Origin of the sequence: Bacillus sp. S/N-304-OC-R1 (assembly GCF_019749375.1) — a bacterium.
In the GTDB taxonomy this organism is placed as follows: Bacteria; Bacillota; Bacilli; order Bacillales; family Cytobacillaceae; genus Cytobacillus.
This window is the reverse complement of the sequence record NZ_JACWFE010000022.1, coordinates 26,833-42,107: the sequence shown is the minus strand read 5'-3', so window position 1 is coordinate 42,107 and position 15,275 is coordinate 26,833. Positions and strand designations below refer to the sequence as shown.

Here is a 15,275-nt window from a genome sequence, read left to right as displayed (position 1 = left end):
TAGGACGATTACCCTTTTTATTTTCAAATAAATCATTAACTTCCGCCAAGGCTTCTTACATATTCGGCGACTGCTTTGATCTCTTCCTCTGATAATGTATCCTTGAATGGCGGCATTCCGCCTCCGCCGTTTTCAATTTGATGGATGATGGCTTTTAGGTCCATTTTCGTATTTTGTAAATTTGGCCCATTATGCCCCCCAGCACCTTTGTCGCCGTGACAGGCTAAACAATTGTTTTTATAGATTCCTTCTCCCTCTGCTGTACTTGTTTTTCCTTGATTTTTCCCTTTTTCTGCAGCTTGCTGTTTTTGGGTTTTTGTTTCTTTACCCTTGGTCGGTGATACATTGATTGCATCCTTAGGAATATCCTTTAAAGATCCGTATTTTCCATCTAATGAGAACGTATATATTTTATCTCCATGTGTCGTTCCTGCCAGTGTGTTTCCGGCAGCAAAGATTGAGATATACTGCTTTCCATCGACTTCATATGTGATTGGCGGTGCATTTGCACCTGCATCCATTTTAAACTCCCATAATTGGTTGCCGTTGGTTGCATCATAGGATATAATTCGTCCGTCATTATGTCCTGTAAAAATCAAGTTTCCTTTTGTTGTTAAAATACCGCTGTAAGCAATGGAGTCCCAATTTTTTTGCCAAACAATTTTATTTGTTTTAATATCAAGGGCTGTTACCGTTCCAAGATGAGGAGAGTTTTCTACCGGCTGCCAGACGCTTCCGATATACTCTTTTCCTTCCTGGAATCGCTCATCTTCATCTTCTCCATAATGAGCATAAGCAAAATAATTATCATTTCCTAACACGTAAAAATACTCCGTGTTCGGGTTATAAGCTGATGGCGGCCAATTTGCCCCGCCTTGAGGCGATGGTTTTAGTGTGATCGGCTTATCCCAGAATGGTGTAAAGATATCTCCATATTCTCCCTTAAAATCCTTTGGTAGATCGCGTTTAACATCTTCCTCTGTAATCTTTTGCGGAACAAAGGCGTCTCCGATTGGGATCGGCTGGGTAGGAGATGTTTTTTGATTTTTATTTTGCGGAACAGGCTTTTCCTCAATGCCAATGAGCGGTTTCCCGTTTGTGCGGTCGATGATATACAGCCAGCCTGTTTTCCCGGCTTGTACAATTCCTTTTCGCATCTTGCCATTCATCTTTACATCAAATAACACAACTGGATTAGCCGGATCTAAATCCCAAATATCATGATGCACCTCTTGGAAATGCCATTTATACTCCCCTGTGTTTGCATCAAGTGCAAGTACAGAGTTGGCAAATAGATTATCTCCTTCACGGTTGCTGCCATCCAGGTCAGGGGATGTATTCCCAGTTGCAAAATAGATCATGCCGAGCTCCGGATCAATGGCTGGGGTTTGCCATACCGGTGCGCCGCCTGTCAGCCAGTTTCGGCTGTCCTTTGGCCAAGTTTCGCTTCCTTTTTCACCTGGAGCAGGAAGTGTATAAGTCCGCCAAATCTGTCTGCCGATTTGGGCATCATAAGCAGCTACAAACCCTCTAATTTGGTATTCACCGCCAGCAATTCCCGTATAGACCTTGCCATCATAATAAAGAGGAGCACTTGTAATCGTATAGCCTTTTTCCCAGCTTTCAACCTGAGTTTCCCATACGACTTCACCTGTTTTTTGGTCTAAAGCAACGAGTCTCGCGTCAAGAAGACCAACAAACACCAAACCTTCTCCTAGTGCAACACCGCGGCTTGTCCAACCGCAGCAAACCGTATTCAGTCCTTCAGCCAGCTTAGGTTTGTATTCCCAAATCATTTTTCCTGTTTTGGCATCAATTGCTTGGACATCATTAGCACCCGTAATGGTGAACATGACTCCATCGTAGACAAGTGGCGTAGCTTCACCTGAATATTTAAATTCATTACCAGAGCCAAGGCTTGTGACCCATTCTACTTTTAAGTTCTTTACATTGTCTGCCTTGATTTGATCTAATGGGGAATATCGACTGTTATGAATATCTCCGCCATTCGTTACCCAGTTTCCAGATGGCGGCTGTGTCAGTTCTGTGGAAGAAAACTTTGGAGCAGTTTTCGCAGGGTACTTCATATGCTGGTACGACTTATGTTCGGAACCAGATAAGATATTCCCTGTTTGCTCCTTATTGAGGTCCTGTTTACTATCCTCACCCTTGTCCCCCTTTTTCTCTTCAGTTTTTGCAATGTTTTTTCCAGTGTTGTCAGTATTATTGTTCTTTGCTTTGTCTGATCCGGAACAACCGGCAACTGCTAACATCAAAAGCAATAACATCATAAAAATCCAACTGATTTTTTTCACCTATCCGCACCCCTTCAATTCTTTTACTGTAATTTACCCTGTATATAAAAAAATTATCTAAAATGATTGAAGGATTTATTGTGTATAAGGATTGAAAAAAAATAAGGGACTTCATGGAGTCCCTTATTCGTACATTATTTTAGGAGAGCAATACTATTTATAGTGCGGAATTATCCGTAGGTATTCCTGAGTTGGAGGAATAGGCGACGCGAAACTTAAAGTAACTAGTAATTTTCCAAGGGATCAGATATCCGCATGCACTGATGAAGAAGAGCGCCATTCGTGAATCCGGATCCATATCAATAATTCCGCGAATCGACCAGCGAATTGCGAATAACAATATAAACAAAATGACAAAAGGCAGACTTTTCTTAACATAGATTCTTCCGTCCGCTCGACGCTCATAGTTAGTTGTAAGAATCAAAGGAATAGAAAGGATAAATCCTATCAATAATGCGACAGCCATAGCGGTTGGTGATACATCTGCCTTTGGGTTCATAATTAGTGTAAATCCGGGTGATAACAAAAATAGTGTGGCAATGATCCGGGTACCTTTGCCTTTAATAGGTTTGAACATTGAGGTAACCTGACGATAAAAAATAAAAGCAGCGACAAGGATGATGATGTAGAGAATAGGGTTATAATTCATAGTAAAACGACCTTTCTAGTTATGTAGGATATTAATTTCATTTAGATACTCCATATTATCCGTGTGATGAAAGTCCTTATCTTTTCTTTCTTCGAATTCCACCCTTCCCCTGGATTTTCACCCTGAATCAATTGCAAAAAGTTGTATGGTAAAAATAACATTCATATCAAATAATTTCAATTGTTTTTAAAATATGTTATTGGATTTTTTCTACGCAATAATAAACTTTTTTTAAGGAAAGCAAAAAACTAGATTGTACGTCAATTAATAATATAATGAACAGGTTGAATATGAAGGTTTTATTAGGAGAGGAGCACACCGTTTGAAGAAGCTGATTAAAAAGTATAAAAAGTCTATCGTTCTTTTAATTATTGTTCTTTTTATTATTGCTGGTCTGCTTGATATTAAATATGAAGGATTATTCTTTCAGCTATTACCTAGTTCAATTCAATCCTATTTAGCGGACCTTTTTTAATAAGTCGAGAGTAACTCTAAGTAAAAAAAGCCTTACAACAGAGTAAGGCTCGTATCGAAAAGGATAATTCAAAACGGAGTAGCCGTTCGAGGTAAAAAAAATTATCGTTAGTAAAAATTTTTTTACAGTTTATCTCATGCCTATTTCTTTAAAATAATATAAACGTTGATTTGATAACAATTAATAAGTGGCACGAAAATTGCATAAATAACATTTGAAAACGCTTTTAAATAAAACATATTGAAAACGTTCAACGGGTTTTGCGTTAACAAATTTTATTAAAAACAGCAGTGAATAACATTAAGGGAGGCAACACAATTGGAAAAGAAAAATCTTGAGTTAGCTATTCAACTTCGCCATGAGCTTCATGCCCATCCCGAATTATCAAATCATGAAGTATGGACGAAGCAGCATTTAATAAATTTTCTAAAAGAAAATACAAGTCTTGAGATTGTTGATAGAGGACGCTGGTTCTATGCGATCTATCATTCTAAGGCAGGAAATAGAAATGTCGCTTTCCGTGCAGACTTTGATGCTCTTCCTATTGAAGAAACGATCGAATTACCTTATGGTTCCCAGTTCCCAGGAGTTTCTCACAAATGTGGCCATGATGGACATTCTGCTACTCTTTGCGGCTTAGCTTTGGAAATTGATCAGAAGGGTTCTGACAATAATATCTTCTTCCTTTTCCAGCATGCAGAGGAAACAGGTGACGGTGCTGCTGAATGTGCGGTGTTTATTAAAGAAAACAATATAGATGAAATTTTTGCTTACCATAATATGAGCGGCTTTAAACATAATGTCGTTCATGTCATTGATGGAACTGCCCACTTTGCATCTAAAGGAATGACTATCCTTATGGAGGGGGTTCCTTCTCATGCGAGTGAACCTGAAAAGGGGATCAATCCTTCATTTGCAATTGCAAAGGTGATTGATGCAATTCCTGAATTCACTTCCAAAGAGAACAATGAGGGAGATGTTCTCTGCACAGTTGTCCAAGTGGATATCGGTGCAAAAGCATTCGGTGTAAATGCAAGTAAGGGTGCATTAAGAATGACCATTCGTGCTCTTTACGAGAAAGAAATGGACAAACTGCAGAAAAATCTAGAAGATCTTGCAAAGTCTGAAGCGGAGAAGTATGGATTAAAGGTTGCGTTCGAATACCAGGATGAATTCCCGGAAACCGCAAACGATAAAGAAAGCTCTGACAAGATTCGCGAGGTATGTAAAGAAAAAGGCATTCCAATGGCTGAATTAGCAGAGGCATTCCGTGGGTCCGAAGACTTCGGTCACTTCACAAAGCTTACAAAAGGCTCCTACTGTTATGTAGGAAACGGAGAAAATTATCCGAATCTGCACAGCTATGAATATGATTTCAAGGACGATATCATCGAAACAGCTGTAGAAGTATTTAAAGGATTAGCTAAAAAGTAAATTATAAAGCAAAAGGCTTCCGGTAAAAAACTAAGTAGTTCGGTTTTTGTGGAGAAACATTGTAATAGTATGGATTTGCAATATTTTCTATCAGTTTGGGAACCAGATTAAGCCCCATTCTGAGAAATAGGCGGAAAAATTCCTCCTAATTAGAAATTTTTTAAAAAATAAGCTTAAATAGGCGGAGAAATTCCTCCTATTTACTCGAAAATAAAAAAAACGGGGATTTTTCTTTGTATAAACGGAAAAATCCCCCTTATTTACCCCAAAACGAGCTCTATTCTACATTTAACAGGAAAATCTCCGCTTATATTACTTTTGCTGGTTACTAATTAAGGACAAGACATTTTATTTAAAAGGTCAGGGACGTTCTGTAGCATAAATAGATTTTCCCCCCTTCAACAAATCGGAGCTTTAATTAAATAAGCAACATTCCACCTTAAAGTGAAAAAAGCTTGGAGGTTTCTCAAGCTTTTTTGTGTGCTATTTACAGTGTTTATTTGTATTGTTAATTCGTATGTTATTTAACTTGTGATTTTGGGTTTTCTCCACGTTATCGGAACTACTTAGTAAAAAACTGGAGGCCATTGTATGCAAGTATGATTGGCAATATAAGCGCTGAACTAATTATAGCTATAACCAGTTCCTGTGCTTTTTAATAAGAGTTCTTAATATTATCAGCACTTTTTGCTGTATCTTGTATATACGAAGAAATTGAATGATTATCTGCTGTGATGCTCTCAATAGATGCATTGATTTGCTGTAAGCTTGCTGTTGCTTCTTCAATAATGGCAGCAAATTCAGTAGTTGACGTTTCAACATTTTCACTATTTCTCATGACTTCTTTAGAGTATCCATCAAATTTAAGGAATTGTTGGTTTAGCGATTCTAACATATGATCAAGCTCGCTAAATGTAGCCGTTACTTCTTTTGTAGAATCCACATTCTCACTTAATGTATCAATGCTAATTTGCATATTCACTTGTGCGGATTCATTTGATTGATTGACTTCATTTAGATTTTCGGTAATTTTGATCGTTATATCTTTTGTTAAATCTGCTAAATTACGTATTTCATTTGCTACAACGGAAAATCCTTTTCCAGCTTCACCTGCACGAGCAGCTTCGATTGAAGCATTTAAGGCCAATAAATTTGTTTGCTCTGTAATTTGTTGTATGTTCTTAGCAAAATGATTGGTTTCCTCAATTTTTTGTGTTAGCGTTGTAAAATTTTCTTTTAAATGGGTAATGACTTTTTGGAGGTTGTCCATTTCACCCATGAGCTGATTGGCTTTCGTTTGCCCTTCTCCAGCGAGGGTGCTAGATTTTTCAGAGTCCTTAAGCAATGCTGCTGTAATATCATTCATAGCCTGAATAGCCATTAAATTATTATAGGCATTTTCGGATATTTTTGTTATCTGTTCACTTTGAACCTGGCTGCCTGCCGATACTTCATTAATAGCTATTTTTATTTCATCTTGTGAATCTAAGCTATATTTAATCTTTTCGTTAATTTTCCCAATGCTCTCTACAATAATTAAAAGCTCTCTCTCTAAATGATTCTTTTGTTCTTCTTTTGCCTTCGAATCAGCTTCTGTACGGTTTATGTATTCCTGCAGTTTCTTAAATTGGACTTTACTCATATAAATAATAACGCCTAAAAGAACTCCGATAAAAATATAGACAATTAGGAACGTATTAATGGTTTGCGCTGCAGAAGTGAAATCCTTATTCGGATAAAGCCTAATTAAAATAAGTGTAACAATTCCAAAGCTGTACCCAATTCCAAAAATTCTCCCTTTAAACTGCACAGCTGAGAAAATAGCAAAGAAAAAGACAGATAAAGCAGAGGATATTTCTCCACCGTTCAGGATCACAATACTGATATTAAATACATTCATGCAAGTGACAATGAGATAAGGGAATACACTTTCTTTTTTAAATCGATTTAAAAGGATGTAGGCAATTGGATAAAAGACGATCTGAAAAATATACGCGAAGGTCAGCCAAAAATTTTGTTTTAAGGCAAGAACGCCAACTAGCCCCAAAATCGTTGATGCTAAATATGTAAACAGCATCAGTTTGTTTTTACTTCTCATTTCCGATAATATTAATTGTTCCATTACACTCATGATGTTCCTCCTAGGTAGATCTCACTCAAATCCATATAATGCTTAATTTAAGTAAAAAAATGTATATAGTTATATCGGCAAAATAACTAAGATCTTCACTTCCTAATCAGAAAAAAAGACGACTCAAACCAATGTTTGAGCCGTCTTTCATTAAATTTATTTTACTTTTTCTCATTAGCGGGCGGTTTTGCTCTTTTAATAAAGAAGGCAAGGAGCAAGGCTAAAGAGGCAATGCCGGTCGCTACGACAAATGAATCATTGATTCCGTTAATAGTTGCTGTTTTCACAGCTTCGCCGTAGACAACAGTTGTAGCAAGCGTTTGTCCGGCTTGAGGGGGTAATCCAGCTAGAGCTGCCACACTTCTGCCTAGGCCTGCTAGCGAGTCAGCAATATAAGGATTATTACTAGTAATACTATTTGCGAAGCCAGCTGTATGGAAATTGCTTCTAGTCGTCATGACAGTAATCAAGAAGGCTGTTCCCAGACTGCCGGCAACTGTTCTTGCTGTATTGGAAACCGATGTTCCGTGCCCAGCAAGTCTAGTTGGCAGCTGATTCATTCCTTCAGTTGTCACAGTCATAGATAAGAAGGACATACCGAACATGCGCATCACATACAAAAACATAATAAATCCATAGGATGTAGACATTGTAAGCTTCGTAAATTGCCATGTAGTAAGGACTGTAATGGTAAGGCCAATGACAGCAAGCCAGCGAGCACCAAACTTATCGAATAGACGCCCGGAAATAGGCATCATGATCGCCATTGCGATGGCTCCAGGAAGCATCAAAAGGCCAGAATCGAGAGCACTAAACCCACGGATATTCTGTAAATAAATTGGGAGCAGGAGCATGGCCGCGAACATTGCCACATTAATGATCATACTGATAATTGTTGTCAAAGTGAAAATCTCATACTTGAAAACCCTTAAATCAAGCATAGGTTCATCAGTCGTAAGCTCTCTTGTAACAAAAGCAATGAGCCCAATGATTCCGATAATGAGTGTACTGATTACGATCGCACTATCCCAGCCGTTATTTCCAGCCTCACTAAATCCATATAATAAGAACCCAAGGCCAACTGTAGAGAATACAAACCCAGGTACATCAAATTTAGGCTTTGTTATTTTTGTTACATCCACCATCCAATAAAAAGCCATTACAAGGGCAAGGATTCCAAAAGGAATGACAATATCGAATAGGATGCGCCATGAATAATGGCCGATTAGCCAGCCTGATAATGTCGGACCGATGGCCGGCGCGAATAAAACGGCAACTCCGAAAAGACCCATTGCTGCACCGCGTTTTTCTGGCGGGTATATCGTTAAGAAAACAGTCATAAGCAGTGGCATGATCACGCCTGCCCCTGCTGCTTGTATAACCCGGCCAATCATGAGCATAGAAAATGTTGCTGATAATGAACAAATTAATGAGCCTACAGTAAAGGCGGAAATCGCACTTATAAATAATTTTCTTGTACCAAGCCGCGCAATCAAAAATGCTGTAATGGGAATAAAAATACCATTTGTGAGCATATATCCTGTTGAAAGCCATTGAACTGTACTAGCTGTTACGTTTAGATCATTCATAATATGCGGAATGGCCACATTTAATAATGTCTGATTTAGGATAGCAACAAATGCCCCAAGCATCATGGCAGCAATCAGTTTTCCTCTGTGAAATTCCTGATCAGCAGGATTGCTGTCATGTGCAGGCTGTTCTTTAACCACTGAAGTTTCTGCCTGCTTTACTTCTTCATGTTCGATGCTTTCGGATGAACTTGTCTGTGTTTCTTCTGCTACATCTGTAACGAGATCCTCCTTCACTGTACGAACTATTTTGCCTTTGTCTTGCTTGCGGATCATATAGTTGACTGTCACAAGAAGGATGATCGCTACGAGAATATAACCGGTTAAATATATGGTCATTTCATCACCTACTTATGAATTCGTACAGTTGCATTCATCCCAGGAACTAATTTTTCAACATGGTTTTCTAACGAAATCTTCACAGGAATTACTTGAGTCTGTTTTGTATAGTTTCCTGATGTATTATTATTTGGCAATAATGAGAATGTACCAGCAGTTGCTAGCCCAATTTGCTCAACATTTCCGCTGATTTCCAAGTTTGGATAAGCATCTACTTTGATATCAACCTCTTGACCGACCTTTACTTCGTTAATGGAAGTTTCTTCAATGTTTGCTGTAATCCAAAGATTATTTAAGTCATAGCTGATCGCAAGTGGTGTACCTGCAGCTAGAAAAGAGTTCTCGACCGCATTTGATTGAACAATGGTTCCGTTATCCGGTGCTGTAACAGGGATATCCACTCGACCATTTTCCCCAATAGATTGGATGACTCCAATTGTGTCTCCTTTTTTAAACACATCTCCTATATTCCCATTCCACTCTGTTAAAACACCATTTGCCGGAGCAGAAATTTTCACCTGCTGTCCAGCGACTTGCGCGTTATCAGTAGAAATATAATTGACTGATTGATTGTAATAATAGTAACCAAAGAATCCGCCGCCTACGAGCAGGACTAGCAATACAACATTGATTAATAACATCCGTTTTGTATTCATGCTTGTTTCCTCCGATATTTGTAGTTATAAATACAATGCTTATCCATTTAGTCTTTCAAGTTGCATGAGCGATTATGATAATATCTCTGCAATTTTCTTATGAATTTCTAAAAGTTGATTGAGTTCTTCTTCTGAAAGTTTCTGTTTAATTTCAATAAGCTTCTGAACTAAATCTGATTCTTCTTTAATAATTTGTTTAAGCTTTAGTTCCCCTTTTTCCGTTAAATGGATCGTAATAGCTCGCCTATCAGCTGGAGACACATTTCGCTGAATAAGCTCACTTTGCACTAAGCGATCAATGACTCCGCTAACCGTACTGTTGGTCAGCTTTAAATGCTCAGCCAATTCGACTAATCCAATATTTGGAAAAGAAGAAACCTTATATAATGTTTTAAGCTGAACGACCGTTAAATCATTTCGTTCTGCATCGGACTTCGCTAATTTAAAAATCAGCCTATTTATATCTGAAAAGGAATTCAGTACTTCATTGTTAAAAGCATTTTTCAATACCATCACACTCCTTTATTTATTACTTTCCATGCGAATATTTCGTATGCGAAATATTTAACATGATATATAATTGCATATTTTCTTCCATTAAGTCAAGAGTATAACTATCTCCATTATTTGCATGTAAAAAGACAAAGCTGATATGGCTAAATTGACCTTATCAGCTTTGTCATATTAATACGTATAGCGGGATACTTGTTCGTCCCCAATAATAAGTCCTTCAACTTCTTGAAAGCCCATTTTTTCGTATATTCGTTTTGCGTGTACATTGGTAGGTTCATAGGAGAGGGTAATAGTTTGGTGGCGTTCCTCTTTTTTATTCCTAATGTCGTCTATTACGAGCTGGACAGCTTCCTTTCCATATCCTTTCCCTTGATGTTTCTGATCAATCATCATACGATAAATCCAATATTCGTGGTCGTCTTCGTCAATTCCATAGAGCGTGAAACCAATCATTTCTTCTCCAAGATAAATTCCTTTTGCGTTAAAATTTTCAAGAAAATTTAACTGGGCAAGAGACACCGCATTTGATGCAACAAATTTTGTTTGATCTTCCCTTACTCGCAGCGAAATCGCCTTTAGCCAGTTATCTTTCGTAATAGTTTCTAAATGCAGCATACGTTATTTTCCTTCTTCCAGGTATATTTTTATAAGGACACTTTATTTTCATTTTATTTTATTAAATAGGAAAAATATACAATTATTTAGGGGATGGTTGTAAAAAAGAATAATAGTCTTATCAGTAAGGTTTTTCATTAAAGGATATGATAGCATTAGTTAAAACTAACAGAGACTTCTAAAGGATGAGTAACTTGCATAGAAAACATATATACACATACTCCTGCTACGAGGAGGAACAATCGTTATGCGCCTTAGAAATGCGTACATTATTTGGAGTGGAGCCTGCAGCTGGAATTGTGGAAAGCTGCATAAAAATCGACCCGAGCAGAAGTCCGTTTATGAAGGAGAGAATTTCTGTCCTATATGAAGCAGACAGTCTTCAACATCTTCTTATCCAGTTGGCTGATCTTCAAGTGAGTGAAACATATAAAGTGTTATTTGTAAAAAGCCGCTATTCTTCAAAAACTGAAAAGGTGGGATTTGAGGACAGGCGTAAAATGGAAAGGGAAATAGGATTACACATAAATGGTGTAGCCGATCTCCGCCAGCCACAGCGGATATTTGCCGTCATCGTCGTAAATGGAAGATGGATGTTCGGAGACTATGTTGAAGGTGAGCCTATATGGTTTCAGCATCAGCAGAAGCCACATAGTTACTCCACAGCGCTGAATACACGTGTGGCAAGAGCTATTGTCAATATCGCTATTCCCGATCCAAGTGGGGTCAAAGCTATTGATCCTTGCTGCGGAATAGGGACTGTCCTCGTTGAAGCCCTATCAATGGGAATAGATATAGTAGGGAGCGACAGAAATCCTCTTGTTCTTGGCGGAGCCAGAGAGAATATCGCCCATTTCAGGTTTTCTGGAGAAGTAAAATTGGCGGATATTCGTGACATCACTAGTGAATATGATGTGGCTATGATTGATCTGCCCTATAATTTATGTTCAGTTATCACTTTAGAAGAAAAGACAGAAATGCTCCTAAGTGCCCGCCGATTCGCAAAAAAGGTTTTAGTTGTGACGGTTGAACCGATTGATGACATTCTTAAACATACAGGATTCATTATTGTGGATCGTGCAGTTGTAAAGAAAGGCTCATTTACTCGTGAAGTGATTGTATGTGAATGACAATTGAAAAATTGTTCATTTTTCGACTTATAAGTTTGAATAAATAAGGAACGTTTCCTTAGCCATGTAGTTATTTTCCATCTATATATTTATAATAATTTTTAAAAAATAGAGCTCTTAAAAGTTTCACAAATATGATTCTAAGGAGTTTTTTAAGATGAAAGTAGGATTTGTTGGGACAGGAAATATGGCTAGTGCGATCATTAAAGGGATGATTCAAACAGAGCATACAAGAGCAGAAGACATTTATGTATTTGATGTCGATACGGAAAAGATGAATGGGTTTGTATGTGAAACGAAGACAAATGCCTGTGAATCTGGCCAGGAGGTCGTGAAGCGGGCGGACATTGTAATGTTAGCTGTTAAACCAAATCAGTTTGAGACGGTTTTGGCGCCGATGAAGGAATTAATCAAAGACAAGAATCCGCTAATCGTTTCCATTGCAGCTGGTACATCAATTGAAAAAATCCAAAATTTGATAGAGGCAGAAAACGACCTCGCAATTATTAGAGTGATGCCAAATGTGAATGTCATGATTGGTGAAGGTGCTGCTGCTGTATGCGGAAATAAAGCTGCCAGTCAGGAGCAAGTAAACTTTGTTTTAGGCATGTTTAATGCGATTGGAATGGCCATTGAATTACCTGAACAGCATTTCAGTACCTTTACTGCCATAGCTGGAAGCTCACCCGCTTATGCGTATTTATTTATTGATTCCTTAGCTCGTGGAGCAGTGAAAAATGGCATGCCAAAGGATTTGGCGAATAAAATTGCTGCACAAGCCGTCTTAGGAAGCGCAAAAATGATCCTTGAAAGTGACGAGGATCCATGGGTGCTCATCAATCGAGTCTGCTCTCCCGGCGGAACAACCGTTGCCGGATTAGTAGCATTAGAAGATCATGCTTTCATCTCAACCGTCATTAAGGGTGTAGATGCTACGATTAAAAGAGACGAGGAATTAATGAAAAACTAAATGAATGATAAGGCATGATTCGATCTACAACGAAATCATGCCTTCTTTATTTTCCAGAGGAGGGTCCACTTTTTATAAAAAAAGATATAAATGATAGCGTACAAATGATAGCAAACCCGATGAGAAGCCAGAATGCTGCATCAAATGAGCCTTTAGACGCCTCAACAATAAATCCAATGGCAATAGGGGTAACAAAACCAGCGAGCTGTCCGCCGAAACTGACGAAACCCATTGTGGAGCCAACTATTTCTGTTGGTACAGTCTTTAATACATTCGTTGGGAGGAAGATGATGAGAAAAGCACCAAAAATCATGATGATCGTTTGGTAAACCATGAATTCAGTGACACTGCTTGCCTTAAACATGAGATATAACAAAATACCAACACAAGCTGAACTAACAATACCGTAAATATATTCTTTGCCCTTCGGTAATTTATCTAAAAGATAACCTGCGCCAAATGTTCCGATAATGGCAGCCAGCCCTGGAATGGCTGCAATCCAGCCTAGTTTAAGCAGTTCTAATCCCCGAACATTAACTAAATAGGTTGGCATCCATGATAAAAGCCCCCAGTTTATCGCATTTACACTAAATGAAGCTATGAATAGGCTCCAAACAAAGGGGTGTTTTAGAAGCTGAAGCAAGGATTTTGGCTCATTAGTGTGTAATTCCTCTTGGTCATCCTCTACAACCGTTTGAGGGTCTTTTATGTAATACCAAAAGATAGTAGCTAATAAAACTCCAATTCCGCCAATAATCCAAAACATTGCACGCCACCCAATAGTTGCCATCATTGTTGTCGCAAATATAGGTGTAAGAATTCCTAGAAAAGCCCCTGATGAAAGAACAATTGACATCGCTCTTCCTCTTTCCGAGGAAGGAAAAGTTTGAGCAATGAGCTTTGACCCAGCAGGCATATAGCCCCCTTCACCAATACCGAATAAAAAACGAATAATAAGTATAGAGGTTAATGACCAAGCTGCACCTGTTAAAGCGGTAAAGATTGACCACATAATGATAGCTGTTAATAAAACTTTTCTTGAACCAAATCGATCAGCTAACCAGCCTCCAGGAATTTGCATGAGAGCATACCCAGCAAAAAAACTGCTGAGGAGAAATCCTGTAGAAGCTGCACTAAGATGTAAATCCTTACTAATGTTAATGACAGCATAGTTCATCACAAATCGATCTAAATTACCAAGTGACCATCCAGCAAATAATAATGCTAATATTAAATGATTTTCCTTCAGAGTTTTTACCTTTGCCAAAAACCTCTCCCCAGTCAAATATATCTATCTAGTCCTAATACTAATGTATGAGTCCATTAACACTAATAGAATTAGTAGGTATGTAAAAAAACAAAATGGATTAAGTAAACCCAATTAATGAAATTGAACCTATATTATATTAACCGGGATAGATCGGAACAGGTTCCTAAGGCAAGCTCTCATTCCAGCTTTATTTAACTAGAGTCCGCAATTCTCCATTTTACTCCGTTAAATATTCAATTAAATGGTGAATTATGTCGATAACTTATCGAAAATATTTACTTATTTTGACAAAATTCTAAATAATTTAAAATATACTATATATAGGTCTAGTTTACTATTTTTTTAATAGGCGGAATGGAATTGCTATTTTACGGTGGGAATTTGTTCTGTCTATTAACAAACACTTTTGTTCTCAAACTAATAAAAAAGGAGTGTTTTTAGAGATGAAAAAAATATTATCTATTTTATTTTCAGCAGCATTATTTTTAGGTGTAGGGTCACCAGCCCTTGCTGCTAAAGATGAAGATGTTCAAAAGGCATTAGAAATGATTGAAAAGACAAATAAAGAGATAGACAAAAAAATTGAAAAAGCAGTAAAAAAGGCAGATGAACTCCAAGTTGAATACTTAACAGAAGTGCGAAAAATAGAAGAAGGTGACAAAGTATTCAAGTTAAAGGAAGAGAAAGAAAAAGCTTTGAAAGAATTAGAGAAAGCTACAAAGGAAGAAAAGAAAGAAAAGAAATTGGAAGAGAAAATAGCAAAAATTGAGGACCAAATCGCAGAACAGCAAGCAAAAATTGAAGAGAAAATTAATGAAATTCAATTAGATATTGAAGAACTTACAGTTCAAATAGCCTCAGGAGATAAAAATACTGAAAAGTTAAACAAAAAGCTCAGCAAGTTAGAAGAGAAATTAGATAAAAAACAAGAGAAACTATTAGAGAAAACAGAAAGATATGCAAAAGAACTACAAAAGGTGATAGATAATGTTTACAACGAAACATTAGAAATGTCAGCAGAGGTAATTAAAAAGGCCGCGGATAAAGGGGTCATTGCTGAATGCAGCTGGACACTGGTTCGTTTCGCTGATCAATGGGTATGGATTGATCCTGTTCGAGTTGTAAAGATGTAATGGTAATAACCGGAATGTTGCATGAGGCTGTATAGACAGGGGGGAGGCCAGTATTT

The 15,275-nt window shown here is 37.7% G+C and carries 13 protein-coding genes; 5 read left to right on the top strand and 8 right to left on the bottom strand.

Features of this window, described 5'->3' with window-relative positions; all coding sequences use genetic code 11:
* Window positions 1-35: 35 nt before the first annotated feature.
* Together H0173_RS16935 and H0173_RS16930 are read right to left on the bottom strand one after the other, a co-directional pair.
* Complete coding sequence (locus tag H0173_RS16935) at window positions 36-2,315, bottom strand: outer membrane protein assembly factor BamB family protein (protein WP_313770661.1); 2,280 nt, start codon at window positions 2,313-2,315, stop codon at window positions 36-38.
* A gap of 157 nt (window positions 2,316-2,472) precedes the next feature.
* The gene (locus H0173_RS16930; RefSeq protein WP_221847693.1) at window positions 2,473-2,964 is read right to left on the bottom strand and encodes a CcdC protein domain-containing protein; all 492 of its coding nucleotides are present in this window, start codon (window positions 2,962-2,964) and stop codon (window positions 2,473-2,475) included.
* 322 nt (window positions 2,965-3,286) lie between these two features.
* Here H0173_RS16930 and H0173_RS16925 point away from each other — a divergent pair, with 322 nt between their 5' ends.
* Together H0173_RS16925 and H0173_RS16920 are read left to right on the top strand one after the other, a co-directional pair.
* Window positions 3,287-3,439, top strand: a complete 153-nt coding sequence (locus H0173_RS16925) for a hypothetical protein (RefSeq protein ID WP_221847692.1) — start codon at window positions 3,287-3,289, stop codon at window positions 3,437-3,439.
* Between the two features lie 318 nt (window positions 3,440-3,757).
* A complete protein-coding gene (locus H0173_RS16920; protein WP_221847691.1) occupies window positions 3,758-4,873 on the top strand; it encodes a M20 metallopeptidase family protein in 1,116 nt (371 codons plus the stop codon).
* Between the two features lie 655 nt (window positions 4,874-5,528).
* On the opposite strand, the gene H0173_RS22830 is transcribed toward H0173_RS16920, so the two are convergent.
* The 5 genes from H0173_RS22830 to H0173_RS16895 all read right to left on the bottom strand — a co-directional run bounded on the left by H0173_RS22830 (window position 5,529) and on the right by H0173_RS16895 (window position 10,716).
* The gene (locus H0173_RS22830) at window positions 5,529-6,143 is read right to left on the bottom strand and encodes a methyl-accepting chemotaxis protein (protein WP_396021263.1); all 615 of its coding nucleotides are present in this window, start codon (window positions 6,141-6,143) and stop codon (window positions 5,529-5,531) included.
* A gap of 1,022 nt (window positions 6,144-7,165) precedes the next feature.
* Window positions 7,166-8,932 (bottom strand): DHA2 family efflux MFS transporter permease subunit, encoded by a 1,767-nt coding sequence (locus H0173_RS16910; RefSeq protein WP_221847689.1) that lies wholly within the window; start codon window positions 8,930-8,932, stop codon window positions 7,166-7,168.
* Between the two features lie 8 nt (window positions 8,933-8,940).
* Complete coding sequence (locus tag H0173_RS16905; protein ID WP_221847688.1) at window positions 8,941-9,588, bottom strand: beta-barrel domain-containing protein; 648 nt, start codon at window positions 9,586-9,588, stop codon at window positions 8,941-8,943.
* A gap of 72 nt (window positions 9,589-9,660) precedes the next feature.
* Complete coding sequence (locus H0173_RS16900; RefSeq protein ID WP_221847687.1) at window positions 9,661-10,095, bottom strand: MarR family winged helix-turn-helix transcriptional regulator; 435 nt, start codon at window positions 10,093-10,095, stop codon at window positions 9,661-9,663.
* Between the two features lie 177 nt (window positions 10,096-10,272).
* Entirely contained in the window at window positions 10,273-10,716 is a 444-nt protein-coding gene (locus H0173_RS16895) for a GNAT family N-acetyltransferase (protein ID WP_221847686.1), read from the bottom strand.
* Window positions 10,717-10,901: 185 nt separating this feature from the next.
* Here H0173_RS16895 and H0173_RS16890 point away from each other — a divergent pair, with 185 nt between their 5' ends.
* Window positions 10,902-11,846: a TRM11 family SAM-dependent methyltransferase gene (locus H0173_RS16890; RefSeq protein WP_221847685.1), complete on the top strand. Its 945-nt coding sequence runs from the start codon at window positions 10,902-10,904 to the stop codon at window positions 11,844-11,846.
* Window positions 11,847-12,003: 157 nt separating this feature from the next.
* Entirely contained in the window at window positions 12,004-12,816 is an 813-nt protein-coding gene (gene proC, locus H0173_RS16885; protein ID WP_221847684.1) for a pyrroline-5-carboxylate reductase, read from the top strand.
* Window positions 12,817-12,862: 46 nt separating this feature from the next.
* On the opposite strand, the gene H0173_RS16880 is transcribed toward proC, so the two are convergent.
* Window positions 12,863-14,083: an MFS transporter gene (locus H0173_RS16880; protein WP_260631237.1), complete on the bottom strand. Its 1,221-nt coding sequence runs from the start codon at window positions 14,081-14,083 to the stop codon at window positions 12,863-12,865.
* A gap of 446 nt (window positions 14,084-14,529) precedes the next feature.
* Here H0173_RS16880 and H0173_RS16875 point away from each other — a divergent pair, with 446 nt between their 5' ends.
* Window positions 14,530-15,219: a hypothetical protein gene (locus H0173_RS16875; protein ID WP_221847683.1), complete on the top strand. Its 690-nt coding sequence runs from the start codon at window positions 14,530-14,532 to the stop codon at window positions 15,217-15,219.
* Window positions 15,220-15,275 lie beyond the last annotated feature (56 nt).